Here is a 15,354-nt window from a genome sequence, read left to right as displayed (position 1 = left end):
CGGCAGCGGCAGAGGTGTATAGGAGACAGGCCTGCTTCGGGGCGGGCGCGGCGGCCTTCTTGGTGGTCTTGGCGGTGGTGGCGCGGGAGGCCGGGGTGGCGGACCGGGCGGCGGCGACGCGGCGGCGGGTGCTCGCCGAGCCGTCCACCACCACCGTCACGCCCGCCTCGGAGAGCGCGCGGAGGATCTTCTTGGCCTGGGCCGGGGTCACCTCAGCGGACTCGACGGTGCGCGCGAGCTGGGCCGACGTGAGCTGGCCGCCGGCGCTCTGCGCGTGGGCGATCAGGGTGTCGGTGAGCGAGCGAACGTCGGCGCCGGTCTGGCGGGGATCTGTCACGAAGACCTTCCGGAGGCGAAAGAGCGAGCACGGCCGGGTCGTCCGGCGCAGCATGGGACGGCCGCGCCGGGCGAGTCGTTGAGGACCCCCGTGTCCCGGGCCGTCCGGTCGCTGGCGGTCCGTGGCGCGTGGGCAGGGTGAATTGTAACGCCGTCTGCCGCGATCATCCCGCGCCGCACGGCGGACCTGCGGTCCGGGACCGCAGATTCGGCGCAGATGTGGACTTTGTAAGGATGATACCCGCGCACGAGACGGCCGCTCCCGATCGTGCCGGAAGGGGAGAGACATGATCACCTCGACGCCCACGGCGCGGGAGTTGCTCACGATCGCTGTCGACGTGGCCCGGGAGGCCGCCGCCACCGCGCACCGGATGCGGGTCGAGGGCGTCTCGGTGGCCGCGACCAAGAGCACGGTCACCGACGTGGTCACCGCCGCCGACCGGGCGGTGGAGCGGCAGGTGGTCGCCGCGCTGCGGCAGCGGCGGCCCGGCGACGCGGTGCTGGGCGAGGAGTACGGCGCGGGCGAGAGCGGGCCCGCCGACCCCGACGGCGTGCGCTGGATCCTCGACCCGATCGACGGGACCGTGAACTACCTGTACGGACTGCCGTACTGCGCCGTCTCGCTGGCCGCCGAGGTGGCCGGTGAGGTGGTCGCCGGGGTGGTCCGCAACGTCGTCACCGGCGAGGAGTGGACCGCGACGCTGGGCGGCGGCGCCTGGCGCGACGGGCAGCGGCTGCACGGCTCCACCGCGACCGACCTCGGGCAGGCGCTCGTCGCCACCGGGTTCGGCTACGACGCCGGCCGCCGGGCCCACCAGGCGCGGGTGGTGACCGAGCTGATCCCGCACATCCGGGACATCCGCCGGATGGGCGCCGCCGCGCTCGACCTCTGTCTGGCCGCCGAGGGGCGGGTGGACGCGTACTACGAGAAGGGTCTGGCCGACTGGGACCTGGCCGCCGGCGGGCTGGTCGCCCGCGAGGCCGGGCTGCTGGTGACCGGCCTGTCCGGCCGCCCGCCCGGCCCGGACCTGGTGCTCGCCGCGCCGCCGGCACTGCACGGGCCGCTGCACGACCGGCTGGTCGACCTGGACGCCTCCGGAGGGCCGTGACGGCGCCGCACACGCGACAGGGCGGCCTCCCCGGAGGGAGACCGCCCTGTGCCGTCGTCGCGTCCGCCGCCTACTTCTCGATCGGCATCGGGCAGGTCTCGGGCGGCGCCTGCGGCGCGCCCAGATCGCCGAGCGACTGGTTGACCTCGGTGGTGGTGGCGAGCTGCTGGAACTGGTTGCCCAGCACCACGTCGACCACGTCGTCCTTGCGGTTCGCGTCGAACTTCTGGTCGGCCTCGTTGAGGAAGTACGCGCGCAGCAGGTGCGCCGAGCCGACGGCCTTGGGCCCGAACCGCAACTGGGCCACGCCGTCGAACGCCTTGGCCTCGTTGCCGACCTTCTTGACCTGGAACTTGCGGTTGCGGAAGTCGTCCGCGACGCTGCCGGCCCGGCCGGCCTCGTCGGTGGCGTTGTAGACGTTGATCTTGACGTCCTTCTGTTCCCGCAGTCGCAGGTCGACCAGCGGCCAGCCGTCCGGGCAGGCGGCCGCCGTACCGGCTGTGCCCTGACTGTCCTTCACCACGGCGATGACCACGAAGACCAGGGCGACGACCGCCAGCAGTCCGACGACAACGAGTGCCCGCACTCGCGCAAAACTCATCCTGGGCGCTCCCCGGACAGTGATTGGGTGGTGGCGGGCGACGCGGTCGGGCCGCGACCTGTCGGCCGTCCAGTACGCCGCTGAGGTTAACGCTTGTCCGGCTCAGGCGTGGAAACAGTCCGACATACCGGCGCGCCACGCGGTGAACCGGTAGGACTACCCCTATCTTCGTGTCGCCTGAGTCACATTGGGAACAACTTCGGGCGCAGAGGCGTACATCTCTCCGGCAAGGGCGGTATACATGCCTCGCCCACAGGGGGGGTAAGGTTCCGCGCTCACCGGGGGCATTTCGCACCGGCGAGCCCGGCCCACCGCTCGTCGGGTCGGGTGCCCGACAGAGATGGTGGCTGGTCAGGGGAACCGAAACGGCGTCGTCCGGCGTTACAACCGGCAGCGACAATATCGATATTGGAGAGTGAAACCGATGGCCACCGACTACGACGCCCCGCGTCGCGACGAGGTCGACCTCGGCGAGGACAGCCTGGAAGAGCTCAAGGCCCGGCGGGTCGACTCACAGTCGGGCGCCGTGGACGTCGACGAGGCCGAGGTGGCCGAGAGCTTCGAGCTGCCCGGCGCCGATCTGGCCGACGAGGAGCTCACGGTCAAGGTCCTCCCGATGCAGCAGGACGAGTTCCGGTGCGCCCGCTGCTTCCTGGTCCACCACCGCAGCCAGCTGGCGGTCGAGCGCAACGGCGACCTGATCTGCCGCGAGTGCGTCTGATCCCGAGAGAGGACACCAGCGGCGGCCTCATCGACGGGGCCGCCGCTGTTCGAGCCGCCGCCGTGCGCGCGCGGCCGATTGCTGCTTGACTCGTTACGGGCGGCTGCCACGCCGCGCGAAGCGGGAGGGCGGACGGGTGAGCGAGCGCAGCGAGGGGACCGGCGCCGACCGGACCCCGGCTCCGGCGGCGAGGCCGGCACCGACCGGGCCGGACGTGACAGCGGCAGGACCGGCCGGCGCGGGCACGACACCCGATCCGACCGGCCCGGACACCGACGAGCTGGGCGCCACCGTCGCCGCTCTGACCGCCGACGACATCGCGCCGGCCCGCCGGCGGCAACTGCTGACCCGGCTGGTCGGGCAGGCCCGCGCCCGTGGGATCACCGACCTGTTCAAGCCCCGCGCCGCGGTGCGCTGGATGACCGACACGGTCGCCGAGGTCGCCCCGCACGTGCCGATCCGCGACCTCGCCACGCTGCGGCGGCACTTCCCCGGCCTGGACGACGACGCGCTCGCCGACCGGCTGGTGCGTAACGCGTCCCGCGCCACCGCCGGGGTCGGCGCGGCCGGCGGCGGGGTGGCCGCGGTCGAGTGGGCGGTGACGCCCACCCTGCTCTCCGCACCCGTCCTGCTGGCCGCCGAGACCGTGGCCGTGGTGGCGATCGAGCTGAAGCTGATCGGCGAGCTGCACGAGGTCCACCGGGTGCCGCTGCCGGACGGCGGCACCGGCCGTGCCGTGGCGCTCGTGCAGTCCTGGGCCACCCAGCGGGGGGTCAACCCGATGATGCCGGGCGTCGGGGTGAGCGCGGTGCTCGGCACCGCCGCCCGCCGCGAACTGCGCGACAGCCTGATGCGCCGCTTCGGGCGCAACCTCACCACGCTCGGGCCGTTCCTGACCGGCGCCGCCGTGGCCGGCTACCTCAACCGCCGGGCCACCCGCGCGCTCGGCGAGCAACTGCGCAAGGACCTGCGACGTACCGCGCGTGCCCTGCCGGAGGCGCCGTCCTGACGACCGCGCCGGGACCGGGCCGAGGTCAGGCCGCGCCGGACCGTCAGGCCGCGTCGCGGGCGGCCAGCAGGGCGGTCGCCAGCTGGACCGGGTGCCGCGTGCTGACCACCCAGAACGGCGTCGGGTCGGCCGGGTCGTCCAGCACCACCTGCACGGCGCCGCCGATCCACGGGCGCTGCACCACGAAGGCGAGCGGGTCGGAGCCGACGCCGAGCACCTCGCGCCGGCCGGCCGCGTCCAGCGGCACCACGTCCGCGACGTACCGCACCGGCAGGCGGGCGTCGTCCACCCGCAGCTCGCCGTCGCGCACCTCGACCCGGATCCGGCCCAGCCACCACAGGGCGGCCGCCGCGGCGGGGATCAGCAGCACGAACGGCAGCCACGCGCGCACCCCGGTCGCGCCCATCCAGAGCTCGACCGCGAGCAGACCGGCAGTGGCCAGCCCGAGCGGCCACGCCCACCAGGGCAGCCCGAGGCGCTCCGCGTACGGCCCGGCGGTGGCCGTCGGGGCGGCCGGAGATGACGACTGACGCACACAGACGAGGGTACGGCGCGCCGGCGGCCCGGCAACCGGCAGGATGGCAGGGGCACCCCGCAGGACCGGACGGAAGAGGATGACCGTGACAGACGTCGTACCCGTGGCTGTACGGCTGCTCGACCCGGAGCTGCCACTGCCGGCGTACGCCCATCCCGGCGACGCCGGTGCGGACCTGGTGGCCGCCGCCGACGTCGAGCTGCCGCCCGGCGGCCGGGCCCTGGTGCCCACCGGCGTGGCGGTGGCGCTGCCGGACGGCTACGTCGGGTTGGTGCACCCGCGATCCGGACTTGCGGCCAGACTCGGCGTGACGGTGCTCAACGCGCCCGGTACGGTCGACGCCGGCTACCGGGGTGAGATCCTGGTCAACCTGATCAACCACGACCGGGACAGACCGGCGAAGATCAGCCGGGGTGACCGCATCGCGCAGCTCGTGGTCCAGCGGGTCGCGCGGGCCGAGTTCCGGCCGGTGGCCGAGCTGCCCGGGTCCCGGCGTGGCACCGGCGGGCACGGGTCCACCGGCGGGCACGCCGGGCTGGTCCCGGCGCCGTCCGGCGGGCAGAGCGAAGAGGTGGCAGGGTGAGTGTGAACAGCGGAGGGTGGGCGCAGTGATCTTCTCCCGGAAGCGGGCCGACGAGGCGCGTGACAATGGGGTCCTCGACGCCGAGGAGACCCCGTCGGCGCCGGACCGCGGCCCGTACGACGTCAGCGAGGCCCCCGACGCGCCTCGCCTCGACCTTGGCAGCCTGCAGATCCCGGCGGTGCCGGACGTCGAGGTACGGGTCCAGGCCGACCCGCAGGGCGTGATCCAGCAGGTCGTGCTGGTGCACGGGCAGAACGCGCTCCAGCTCGGCGTCTTCGCCGCGCCCCGCTCCGACGGCATCTGGGACGAGGTGCGTGAGGAGATCCGCCAGTCGCTGGTCGACGACGGCGCGACCGCCCAGGAGGCCCAGGGGGAGTACGGGCCCGAGCTGCGCGCCCGGGTGCGTACCCCGGACGGGCCGACCGACCTGCGGTTCGTCGGCATCGACGGCCCGCGCTGGATGGTGCGCGGCGTCTTCCAGGGCGCGGCCGCCACCGACCCGGCCGCCGCCGGCCCGCTCACGGCCTGCCTGGACGGCCTGGTCGTCGACCGCGGCCAGGAGGCCAAGCCGGTGCGCGAGCCGCTGCCGCTGCGGCTGCCCCGCGAGGTCGCCGAGCAGCAGGCCGCCGACTCGCAGGAGGTCTGATCCACACCTGCCCGGGCCCGGCGTCGTTCGGCGCCGGGCCCGCGGCGTGCCCGGTCCCGGGCGGCGGTACGCGACACGCCGCTCCCGTCGGCGGGCCGCTGCGCGTACGCTGGCGGGACGGTTCCGCTGCCCGCGGGGCCCCGCTGTGGAGAGGGTGACGCGGAGGTCATGACGACCGACGAGAGCCGGGGGTCGCTGCGGCGGCTCCTGCACCGGCTCACCGCGAGCGAGGCCGAGATCGAGGCTCAGGAGCTGCGCCGGGAGAGCGCCGAGTCCGGCGGCACGCCCGCCCACCAGTGCAACAGGGGTCAGGTGGTGTCGGTGGCCGGGCGGTTGCGTACCGTCGTCTACACGCCCCGCACGAACCTGCCCACGCTGGAAGCCGACCTCTACGACGGCAACGACGTGGTGACCCTGGTCTGGCTGGGCCGCCGGCACATCGCCGGGATCGAGCCGGGCCGGCACCTGAGCGCGCGCGGCCGGGTGGCGGTGCGCGACGACCGCAAGGTGATCTACAACCCGTACTACGAGCTGGAGTCGCCGAAGTGACGACCGGACAGCAGCACACCCCGTCGGGCCTCGGCCCGCAGGACGAGGAGCGGCTGCCCAGCCTCGCCGAGCAGATGGCCGACCAGCTCGGCGGATGGCGCGGGCTGGTCGAGTCGAGCATCCCGGTGGTGGTCTTCGTGGTCGCCAACGTGATCGGCGAGCTGCGCCCCGCCGTGTACGCCTCGGTGGCGGTGGCGCTGCTGATCGCCGGGCTGCGGCTGGCCCAGCGCAAGCCGGTGCGGCACGCGGTCAACGGGCTGTTCGGCGTCGGTATCGGCGCGCTGCTGGCGCTGCGCACCGGTGACGAGCGCGACTTCTACCTGCCGGGGATCCTCTACGGGATCGGATACGGCCTGGCGCTGCTGCTGTCGGCCGCGATCCGGCAGCCGCTGGTCGGCTGGATCTGGTCGGTGCTGGTGGCCAAGGGCCGCTCCGAGTGGCGCGACGACCCCAAGCTGGTGCGTACCTTCACCCAGCTCACCGTGCTCTGGGGCGTGGTGTGGCTGGCCAAGGTGGGCGTACAGGCCGGGCTCTACCTGGCCCACCAGGACACCGCCCTCGGCGTGGCGCGGCTCGCCCTGGGCTACCCGCCGTACGCGCTGCTGCTGCTGATCACGGTGTGGGTGGTGCGCCGGGTCACCCGGGAGACCGCACCCACCCCGCTGCCCGGCTCCTGACGCCGCCGCCTCAGGCCCTGCCCCGGTGCCGGTCCGCGCTGGACGGGCCGAGGATCACCGCGCGCACGTCGTCCTCCACCGCCGCGGTGCAGACGAAGACCAGCTCGTCGCCGGCCTCGATCGGGTCGTCCGGCGTCGGCACCAGCACCCGCTTACCGCGCACGATCGCCACCAGCGCCGCGTCCCGGGGGATCGGCACCGCGTGGATCGGCTGCCCCACGTAGGGCGCGGTCGGCGGCAGCGTGATCTCGACCAGGTTCGCCTCGCCCTGCCGGAACGTCATCAGCCGGACCAGGTCGCCGACGGTGACCGCCTCCTCGACCAGCGCCGCCATCACCCGCGGCTTGCTCACCGCGACGTCCACGCCCCACTGCTCGGTGAACAGCCACTCGTTCTCCGCCCGGTTGACCCGGGCCACCACGCGCGGTACCGCGAACTCGGTCTTGGCCAGCAGCGACACCACGAGGTTGACCTTGTCGTCGCCGGTGGCGGCCACCACCACGTCGCACCCGGCCACGTTGGCCTCCTCCAGGCTGGCGAGCTCGCACGCGTCGGCGAGCACCCAGTCGGCGGTCGGCACCCGGTCGGGCCGCAGCATCTTCGGCTGCCGCTCGATCAGCATCACCTGGTGGCCGTTGTCGATCAGTTCCTGGGCGATCGAGCGGCCCACGTTGCCGGCGCCGGCGATGGCGATCCGCATGGCTCAGTGCCCCCCTTCCGGCGGCGCCGCCGCCACCGACGTGACCGGGCCGTTGATGTCGTCGGTCACCAGCATGTAGACCTGGTCGCCCTCCTGCACCACGGTGGAGGCGGTGGGCAGGGTGCCGATCCCGAACCGGTTCAGGTAGGCCACCCGGGCGCCGACGGCCTGCTCCAGTTGCCGCAGCGGCCGCCCGATCCAGTCCTTGTGCACCGGCACCTCGATGATCGAGACGGTGCTGGTCGGGTCGCGGAAGATCTCCACGTTGCCCTCGGGGACCAGGTGGCGGAGCATCCGGTCGGCGGTCCACCGGACGGTGGCCACGGTGGGGATCCCGAGCCGCTCGTAGACCTGGGCGCGGCGCTGGTCGTAGATGCGGGCCGCGACCCGGGACACGCCGAACGTCTCCCGGGCCAGCCGGGCCGAGATGATGTTGGAGTTGTCGCCGCTGGACACCGCCGCGAACGCGTCGGCCCGCTCGATGCCGGCCTGGCGCAGCACCTCGCCGTCGAAGCCGGCGCCGGTGACGGTGATGCCGGCGAAGTCGGGCCCGAGACGGCGGAACGCGTCCGCGTCCTGGTCGATCACCGCCACCGAGTGCCCACGCGCCTCCAGGCTGTGTGCCAGGGTCGAGCCGACCCGGCCGCAACCCATGATCACCACATGCACGGTGTCCGCTCCTCCCACGGCGCCGCCCGCCGACCCGTCGTCTGCGAGCCTGCCACGTCCCCCTGCCGGGCGGGGGATCGAACCGTACCGCGCCGCCGCGCGCGGGGGAGATCGACCACCCCCACGCCCCGGACCCGGTGGTCGTACGCTTGGCGGTTGTGGCCCGACCCACCTCGCTGCTGAAGCGACTCCTCCTCGGTCGACCGTTCCGGTCCGACCGCCTCCAGCACACGCTGCTGCCGAAGCGCATCGCGCTGCCGGTCTTCGCCTCGGACGCGCTCTCCAGCGTCGCGTACGCCCCGGACGAGATCCTCCTGACGCTGTCCATCGCCGGCGCCTCGGCGTTCTTCTTCTCGCCGTGGGTCGCGCTCGCGGTCGTCGTGGTCATGCTGACGGTGGTGGCGAGCTACAGGCAGAACGTGCACGCCTACCCCTCCGGCGGCGGCGACTACGAGGTGGCGACGGTCAACCTCGGTCCCAAGGCCGGCCTCGCGGTGGCGAGCGCGCTGCTCGTCGACTACGTGCTCACCGTGGCCGTCTCGGTCTCCTCCGGAGTGGCGAACCTCGGCTCGGTGGTGCCGTTCGTGGCCACCCACAAGGTGCTCATCGCGGTCACCGCGGTGGTGCTGCTCACCGCGATCAACCTGCGCGGCCTGCGCGAGTCGGGCACGGCCTTCGCCATCCCCACGTACGGCTTCGTGATCGTGATCGGCGGCATGCTGCTGACCGGGCTGGTCCGCGTCTTCGTGCTCGGCGACGACCTGCGCGCGCCGAGCGCCGGCCTGGAGATCCAGGCCGAGCACAGCGTCACCGGGTTCGCGCTGGTGTTCCTGCTGCTGCGCACGTTCTCCTCGGGCTGCGCCGCGCTCACCGGCGTGGAGGCGATCTCCAACGGCGTACCGGCGTTCAAGAGCCCGAAGTCGAAGAACGCGGCGACCACGCTGCTGCTGCTCGGCGGCATCTCGGTGGCCATGCTCGTCGGCATCATCTGGCTGGCTCGCCTCACCGGCCTGCAGTTCGTCGAGGACCCGCGCGCGCAGATCATCTCCGGCCCGGACGGGTACGTGCAGAAGACGGTCACCACCCAGCTCGGCGAGACCGTGTTCGGCGGCGGCTCGGTGCTGCTCTACGTGGTCGCCGGGATGACCGCGCTGATCCTGTTCCTGGCCGCGAACACCGCCTTCAACGGCTTCCCGGTGCTCGGCTCGATCCTGGCGCAGGACCGCTACCTGCCCCGCCAGCTGCACACCCGCGGCGACCGGCTGGCGTTCTCCAACGGCATCCTCTTCCTGGCCGTCTTCGCGGTGGTGCTGATCATCGGTTTCCAGGCCGAGGTGACCAAGCTCATCCAGCTCTACATCGTCGGGGTGTTCGTCTCGTTCACGCTCTCCCAGGCCGGCATGATCCGGCACTGGAACCGGCACCTGCGCCGCGAGCGCGACCCGGAGGCGCGCCGCCGGATGATGCGCTCCCGGGCGATCAACACGTTCGGCATGGTCATGACCGGCGTCGTGCTGATCATCGTGCTGGCCACGAAGTTCCTGCTCGGCGCCTGGATCGCGATCGTCGCGATGGCCGTGATGTACGTGGTGATGCTCGGCATCCGCCGCCACTACGACCGGATCGCCGAGGAGCTGGAGCCGACCGAGCAGCGGGCCGTCCTGCCCGCCCGCAACCACGCCATCGTGCTGGTCAGCAAGCTGCACAAGCCGACGCTGCGGGCCGTCGCGTACGCCCGGGCCACCCGGCCGGACACGCTCACCGCGGTCACCGTGAACGTGGACGAGCAGGACACCCGTGACCTGCAGGCCGACTGGGAGCGCCGCGAGCTGCCGGTGCCGCTCACCGTGATCGACTCCCCGTACCGGGAGATCACCCGCCCGATCCTCGACTTCGTCGCGTCGGTGCGCCGGGAGTCGCCCCGCGACGTGGTCACCGTCTTCATTCCGGAGTACGTGGTGGGCCGCTGGTGGGAGAACCTGCTGCACAACCAGAGCGCGTTGCGGCTCAAGGGGCGGCTGCTGTTCGAGCCGGGCGTGATGGTGACGAGCGTGCCGTGGCAGCTCGCCTCCACCGCCGGCAAGAACCTGGACCGGCTGGACGCCACGCTGACCCGGGGTCCGGCGCGCGGCCCCCGGGTGGCGCCGCAGAGCACGCTGCCGCCGCCGGTGGCGGCCACACCCTCGACCGAGCGGGAGGAACGGTTGTGAGCACGGCGGAGCACCCTGGGCACGTGTCGGCGGAGCGACCCGGGCTGGAGGAGGCCGAGCGGGTCGAGCTGACGGTCGACGCGGTCGCGCCGGGCGGGCACTGCGTGGCCCGGGTCGGCGGGCAGGTGGTCTTCGTCCGGCACGCGCTGCCCGGTGAGCGGGTCGTGGCCGAGGTGACCGAGCTGCACCGGGGCTTCGCCCGCGCCGACGCGGTGGAGATCCTGGACGCCTCGCCGGACCGGGTCACCCCGCCCTGCCCGTACGCCCGGCCCGGCGCGTGCGGCGGCTGCGACCTCCAGCACGTCGCCCCGGCCGCCCAGCTCGACTGGAAGCTGGCAGTGGTGCGCGAGCAGCTCACCCGGCTGGGCGGCCTCACCGCGGAGCGGATCGACGCGCTCGGCGTACGCATCGAGGCGCTGCCCGGCGGGCCGCTGGGCTGGCGTTCCCGGGTCCGCTACGCGGTCGACGCGGCCGGGCGGGCCGGGCTGCTCAAGCACCGCTCGCACGAGGTGGTGCCGATCGAGCGGTGCCTGATCGCGCACCCGGCGATCCAGGAGCTGCCGGTGCTACCGCCGACCGGCGCCCGCTGGCCGGACGCCGACGCGGTGGAGACGGTCGCCAGCACCGGCGGGGACGTCGCCGTGGTCGCGTACACCGATGGGGTTCCGACGGCCGTGAGCGGGCCGGAGCGGGTCCGGGAGACGGCGGCCGGGCGGTCCTTCACGCTGCCCGCCTCCGGGTTCTGGCAGGTGCACCCGGCCGCGGCGGACGCACTGACCGGCGCGGTCCTCGACCTGCTCGACCCGAGGCCCGGCGAGACGGCCTGGGACCTGTACGGCGGGGCCGGCCTGTTCGCCGCCGCGCTCGCCGAACGGGCCGGCGGCGCCCGGGTGACGCTCGTCGAGTCGGCGCCGGACGGGGTGGCCGCGGCCCGGGAGAACCTGGCCGACCTGGCCGGCGTCGAGGTGGTGGCGGCCCGGGTGGAGGCCGCGCTGTCCCGGCGGCGGATCACCGGCCCGGTCGACCTGGTGGTGCTCGACCCGCCGCGCTCCGGCGCGGGCGCCCCGGTGGTCCACGGCGTGGTGGCCGCCGCGCCGCGTGCGGTCGCGTACGTGGCATGTGACCCGGCCGCCTTCGCCCGGGACGTGCGCACGTTCACCGAGGCGGGCTGGCGGCTGGCCGCGCTGCGCGGGTACGACCTGTTCCCGATGACCCAGCACGTGGAGCTGGTGGGCCTGTTCCTGCCTGGCTAGCCTGACCCGATGAAGATCGTCGGGCTGATGTCGGGCACGTCCTACGACGGCGTGGACGTGGTCGCGGCCGAGTTCACCGCCGACGGCGACACGCTGCGGCTGCGGCCGCTCGGGCACCGGGAGCTGGCGTACCCGGACGACCTGCGGGCCGAGATCGGCGCGCTGCTGCCCCCGGCGGCCACCACCATCGAGGCGGTCTGCCGCCTGGACAACCGGCTCGGCGAGGTGTTCGCCGAGGCGGCGGCGGCCGGCGTCGAGCTGGCCGGGGGCACTGCGGACGCGGTGGTGTCGCCCGGGCAGACGGTCTTCCACTGGGTCGAGGACGGCCGGGTGCGCGGCACGCTTCAGCTCGGCGCGCCGGCCCGGGTGGCCGCCCGGGTGGGCGTACCGGTGCTGCACGACCTGCGTTCGGCGGACGTGGCGGCCGGCGGCCAGGGCGCGCCGCTGGTCCCGGCGTTCGACGCGCTGCTGCTGGACCCGGCCACCGGTGCCGCACCCCGCGCCGCGTTGAATCTGGGCGGGATCGCGAACCTCACAGTGGTCGTGCCCGGCGCGCCCGTCCTCGGGTACGACGTGGGCCCGGCCAACGCGCTGCTGGACGCCGCCGCCCGGCGCTTCCTGGACCGGCCCTGCGACGTCGACGGCGCCCACGCCGCGGCCGGCCGGGTGCACGAGGCGCTGCTGGCCCGGCTGCTCGCCGAGCCGTACTACGCCGCGCCGCCGCCCAAGTCGACCGGTAAGGAGCTGTTCCACGGCGGCTACCTGGACGCCGCGCTGGCCGCCCTGGGTGAGCCGGTGGCCGCCGACGACGTGCTGGCCACGCTCACCGAGCTGACCGCCCGCACCGTGGCCGACGCCTGCGACCGGCACCGGGTCACCGAGGTGGTGGCCGCCGGCGGGGGAGTGCGCAATCCCACACTCCGGGCGCGGCTGGCGGCGCTCGGCGAGGGACGCTGGCGGCTGCGCACCACCGACGAGCTGGGCGTGCCGGCCCAGGCCAAGGAGGCGTACGCGTTCGCGCTGCTGGGCTGGCTGTCCTGGCACGGGCTGCCGGGCGCGGTGCCGTCGGTGACCGGGGCGTCCCGGGCCGCCGTGCTCGGCTCCTGGACCCCGGCCGGCCCGTCCGTCGCCGCGCGGCGCCCACCCGCGCCCCGGCGGCTGGTGGTGGACGCCTGACCTGGGTCGATGCACGGCCGGGCTGCGGACTGTTCCGCGGCCGATAGACTCTCCGGTCATGAGTGTTGAAGAGGGCACGGCCAACCACGGCCGGCTGCTGGGCACCGTCCACGGCCCGCAGGACGTGAAGCGGATGACCGCCGAGCAGCTGGACATCCTCGCCGCCGAGATCCGTGACTTCCTGATTGCCAAGGTCTCCCGCACCGGCGGGCACGTCGGTCCCAACCTCGGTGTGGTCGAGCTGACCCTGGCGATGCACCGGGTCTTCGACTCCCCGCGCGACCGGCTCCTCTTCGACACCGGCCACCAGGCGTACGTGCACAAGATCCTCACCGGCCGGCAGGAGGGCTTCGACAAGCTCCGCCAGCGCGGTGGCCTCTCCGGCTACCCCAGCCAGGCGGAGAGCGAGCACGACCTGATCGAGAACTCGCACGCCTCCACCGCTCTGTCGTACGCCGACGGGCTCGCGAAGGCGTACGCGCTGCGCGGCGAGAAGCGGTCCGTGGTCGCCGTGGTCGGCGACGGCGCGCTCACCGGCGGCATGTGCTGGGAGGCGCTGAACAACATCGCCACCGCCGGCAACCCGCTGGTGATAGTGGTCAACGACAACGGCCGGTCCTACTCGCCGACCATCGGCGGCCTCGCCGACCACCTGTCGTCGCTGCGGCTCAACCCCGGCTACGAGAAGGTGCTCGACACCGTCAAGGACGCGCTCGGCAACACCCCGTTCGTCGGCAAGCCGATGTACGAGGTGCTGCACGCGGTCAAGAAGGGCATCAAGGACGCGGTCGCCCCCCAGGCCATGTTCGAGGACCTCGGCATCAAGTACGTCGGCCCGGTCGACGGCCACGACGTGCCGGCGGTCGAGGCGGCGCTGCGCGCCGCGAAGAACTTCGGCGGCCCGGTGATCGTGCACGCCGTCACCCGCAAGGGCTACGGCTACCGTCCCGCCGAGGACGACGAGGCCGACTGCCTGCACGGCCCCGGCGCGTTCGACGCCGAGACCGGCAAGCTGCTCGCCGTGCCGTCGGTGAAGTGGACGAACGTCTTCGCCGACGAGCTGGTCGCGATCGCCGACGAGCGCCCCGACGTGGTCGGCATCACCGCCGCCATGGCCGAGCCCACCGGCATCGCCACGCTCGCCCGCAAGTACCCGGAGCGGGTCTATGACGTGGGCATCGCCGAGCAGCACGCGGCCACCTCGGCCGCCGGCCTCGCCATGGGTGGGCTGCACCCGGTCGTGGCGGTCTACGCCACGTTCCTCAACCGCGCGTTCGACCAGGTGCTGCTGGACGTGGCGATGCACAAGCTGCCGGTCACGTTCGTGCTCGACCGGGCCGGCATCACCGGCCCCGACGGGCCCAGCCACTACGGCATCTGGGACATGTCGGTCTTCGGCGTGGTGCCCGGCCTGCGGATTGCCGCGCCCCGCGACTCGGCCACGCTGCGCGAGGAACTGCGCGAGGCGATCGCCGTTGACGACGGCCCGACCATCCTGCGCTTCCCGACCGGTACCGTCGCCGCCGATCTGCCCGCCGTGCGCCGGGTCGGCCCGGTCGACGTGCTGGCCGAGTCGGCGCGTACCGACGTGCTGCTGGTCGCGGTCGGCTCGTTCGCCGGCCTCGGCGTGGAGGTCGCCGCCCGCGTCGCCGAGCAGGGCTACGGCGTCACTGTCGTCGATCCGCGCTGGGTCCGCCCGGTTCCGGCCGAGCTGGTCGAGCTGGCCTCCGGGCACCGGCTCGTGGTCACCGTCGAGGACGGCGTGCGCATCGGCGGCGTCGGTTCCGCGCTGGCCCAGGCGATGCGCGACGCCGACGTCCGCGTACCGGTCAAGGACCTGGGCGTACCGGCCGACTGGCACCCGCACGGCACCCGCGCGCAGATCCTGGCCGACCTGCGGCTGACCGCGCAGGACGTGGCACGCGACGTCACCGGCTGGATCTCCGGCCTGGACGCCGCTCCGGTGGACCCGGCGACAAACGGAGCCCGAGCCCAGAGCTGACCCGCCCGCGCGTGCCTCGCGCGTGACGCCCGCGTTGATCTTGCACTTGCGGCCCTCCTGATGTCGGTTTCGCCCGATTGCGGAGGGCCGCAACCGCAAGATCGCGGGGTCTGACGTGGAGGGAGGGTCTGGTGGAGGTGCGGGAGGCGGGGCTCGGGGATCTGTCGGGGATCGTCGAGTTGCACAGCCGGGCGCGGGTCGCCTACTACGGGGCCGGTGGGCTGCCGATCGGGGAGATCCTCACTCCGGAGCTGGCCCGGGAGCAACGAGAGGGCTGGGCCGCGGCGATCACTTCGGCGCGCAAGCGGGTGCGAGTCGCCGTCGTGGACGGCGCCCTGGCCGGGGTGCTCGCCATGGGGCCGCCGCACACGTCCGGCCTGGATCCGCGGACGACAGCGCAGCTCTACCAGATCCACGTCGATCCGGAACTCTGGGGCCGAGGTGTGGGTGGTGCGCTGCACGCGCTGTTCGTGCGCCATCTGGCGGACGAGGGGTTGGCGCTGGGCGTGCTGGAGGTGTGGGAGTGCAACACCCGGGCCCGCGCGTTCTACACGCGCCACGGTTGGCGCCCCGACGGC

The 15,354-nt window shown here is 73.9% G+C and carries 17 protein-coding genes; 12 read left to right on the top strand and 5 right to left on the bottom strand.

Annotation, left to right across the window (positions count from 1 at the left end):
• The coding region (locus F8279_RS25545; RefSeq protein WP_368668840.1) for an RNA polymerase sigma factor region1.1 domain-containing protein at positions 1-337 on the bottom strand (337 nt) is incomplete at its 3' end.
• Between the two features lie 286 nt (positions 338-623).
• Here F8279_RS25545 and F8279_RS25540 point away from each other — a divergent pair.
• A complete protein-coding gene (locus F8279_RS25540; protein WP_091419956.1) occupies positions 624-1,445 on the top strand; it encodes an inositol monophosphatase family protein in 822 nt (273 codons plus the stop codon).
• 70 nt (positions 1,446-1,515) lie between these two features.
• On the opposite strand, the gene F8279_RS25535 is transcribed toward F8279_RS25540, so the two are convergent.
• Positions 1,516-2,031, bottom strand: coding sequence for a LytR C-terminal domain-containing protein (locus F8279_RS25535; protein ID WP_175438727.1), 516 nt, complete (start codon positions 2,029-2,031; stop codon positions 1,516-1,518).
• Positions 2,032-2,470: 439 nt separating this feature from the next.
• Here F8279_RS25535 and F8279_RS25530 point away from each other — a divergent pair, with 439 nt between their 5' ends.
• Positions 2,471-2,767 carry a DUF4193 domain-containing protein gene (locus F8279_RS25530; protein ID WP_013284790.1) on the top strand — a complete coding sequence of 99 codons (297 nt, stop codon included), beginning with the start codon at positions 2,471-2,473 and terminating at the stop codon, positions 2,765-2,767.
• A gap of 214 nt (positions 2,768-2,981) precedes the next feature.
• Positions 2,982-3,776 carry a hypothetical protein gene (locus F8279_RS25525; RefSeq protein ID WP_151501298.1) on the top strand — a complete coding sequence of 265 codons (795 nt, stop codon included), beginning with the start codon at positions 2,982-2,984 and terminating at the stop codon, positions 3,774-3,776.
• Positions 3,777-3,819: 43 nt separating this feature from the next.
• On the opposite strand, the gene F8279_RS25520 is transcribed toward F8279_RS25525, so the two are convergent.
• The gene (locus F8279_RS25520) at positions 3,820-4,311 is read right to left on the bottom strand and encodes a DUF3093 domain-containing protein (protein WP_151501295.1); all 492 of its coding nucleotides are present in this window, start codon (positions 4,309-4,311) and stop codon (positions 3,820-3,822) included.
• 85 nt (positions 4,312-4,396) lie between these two features.
• Between F8279_RS25520 and dut the strand changes: the two genes are divergently transcribed.
• The 4 genes from dut to F8279_RS25500 all read left to right on the top strand — a co-directional run bounded on the left by dut (position 4,397) and on the right by F8279_RS25500 (position 6,766).
• Positions 4,397-4,894, top strand: a complete 498-nt coding sequence (gene dut / locus F8279_RS25515; protein ID WP_192580767.1) for a dUTP diphosphatase — start codon at positions 4,397-4,399, stop codon at positions 4,892-4,894.
• Between the two features lie 25 nt (positions 4,895-4,919).
• Positions 4,920-5,540 carry a DUF3710 domain-containing protein gene (locus F8279_RS25510; protein WP_151501293.1) on the top strand — a complete coding sequence of 207 codons (621 nt, stop codon included), beginning with the start codon at positions 4,920-4,922 and terminating at the stop codon, positions 5,538-5,540.
• A 168-nt stretch (positions 5,541-5,708) separates the two neighbouring features.
• On the top strand, positions 5,709-6,089 hold the full coding sequence (locus F8279_RS25505) for an OB-fold nucleic acid binding domain-containing protein (protein WP_091419968.1): 381 nt from the start codon (positions 5,709-5,711) through the stop codon (positions 6,087-6,089).
• Positions 6,086-6,766, top strand: coding sequence for a DUF3159 domain-containing protein (locus F8279_RS25500; RefSeq protein ID WP_091419970.1), 681 nt, complete (start codon positions 6,086-6,088; stop codon positions 6,764-6,766). The genes F8279_RS25505 and F8279_RS25500 overlap by 4 nt, the downstream gene beginning before the upstream one ends.
• 10 nt (positions 6,767-6,776) lie before the next feature.
• On the opposite strand, the gene F8279_RS25495 is transcribed toward F8279_RS25500, so the two are convergent.
• Both F8279_RS25495 and F8279_RS25490 read right to left on the bottom strand, forming a co-directional pair.
• The gene (locus tag F8279_RS25495) at positions 6,777-7,466 is read right to left on the bottom strand and encodes a TrkA family potassium uptake protein (protein WP_091419972.1); all 690 of its coding nucleotides are present in this window, start codon (positions 7,464-7,466) and stop codon (positions 6,777-6,779) included.
• A 3-nt stretch (positions 7,467-7,469) separates the two neighbouring features.
• On the bottom strand, positions 7,470-8,135 hold the full coding sequence (locus tag F8279_RS25490) for a TrkA family potassium uptake protein (RefSeq protein ID WP_091419974.1): 666 nt from the start codon (positions 8,133-8,135) through the stop codon (positions 7,470-7,472).
• A 158-nt stretch (positions 8,136-8,293) separates the two neighbouring features.
• On the opposite strand from F8279_RS25490, the gene F8279_RS25485 reads away from it, so the two are divergent.
• The 5 genes from F8279_RS25485 to F8279_RS25465 form a co-directional block, all read left to right on the top strand.
• Positions 8,294-10,345: an APC family permease gene (locus tag F8279_RS25485; RefSeq protein WP_151501292.1), complete on the top strand. Its 2,052-nt coding sequence runs from the start codon at positions 8,294-8,296 to the stop codon at positions 10,343-10,345.
• A gap of 23 nt (positions 10,346-10,368) precedes the next feature.
• Positions 10,369-11,598, top strand: coding sequence for a class I SAM-dependent RNA methyltransferase (locus F8279_RS25480; protein ID WP_225853408.1), 1,230 nt, complete (start codon positions 10,369-10,371; stop codon positions 11,596-11,598).
• A 9-nt stretch (positions 11,599-11,607) separates the two neighbouring features.
• Entirely contained in the window at positions 11,608-12,774 is a 1,167-nt protein-coding gene (locus F8279_RS25475) for an anhydro-N-acetylmuramic acid kinase (RefSeq protein ID WP_151501291.1), read from the top strand.
• 58 nt (positions 12,775-12,832) lie between these two features.
• Entirely contained in the window at positions 12,833-14,776 is a 1,944-nt protein-coding gene (gene dxs / locus F8279_RS25470) for a 1-deoxy-D-xylulose-5-phosphate synthase (protein ID WP_151501290.1), read from the top strand.
• 131 nt (positions 14,777-14,907) lie between these two features.
• On the top strand, positions 14,908-15,354 hold a 447-nt coding region (locus tag F8279_RS25465; protein WP_225853407.1), incomplete at its 3' end, for a GNAT family N-acetyltransferase.

The organism is Micromonospora sp. AMSO1212t (assembly GCF_008868145.1).
Classification (GTDB): domain Bacteria; phylum Actinomycetota; class Actinomycetes; order Mycobacteriales; family Micromonosporaceae; genus Micromonospora; species Micromonospora tulbaghiae.
This window is presented reverse-complemented; position numbering and strand designations above follow the sequence as displayed.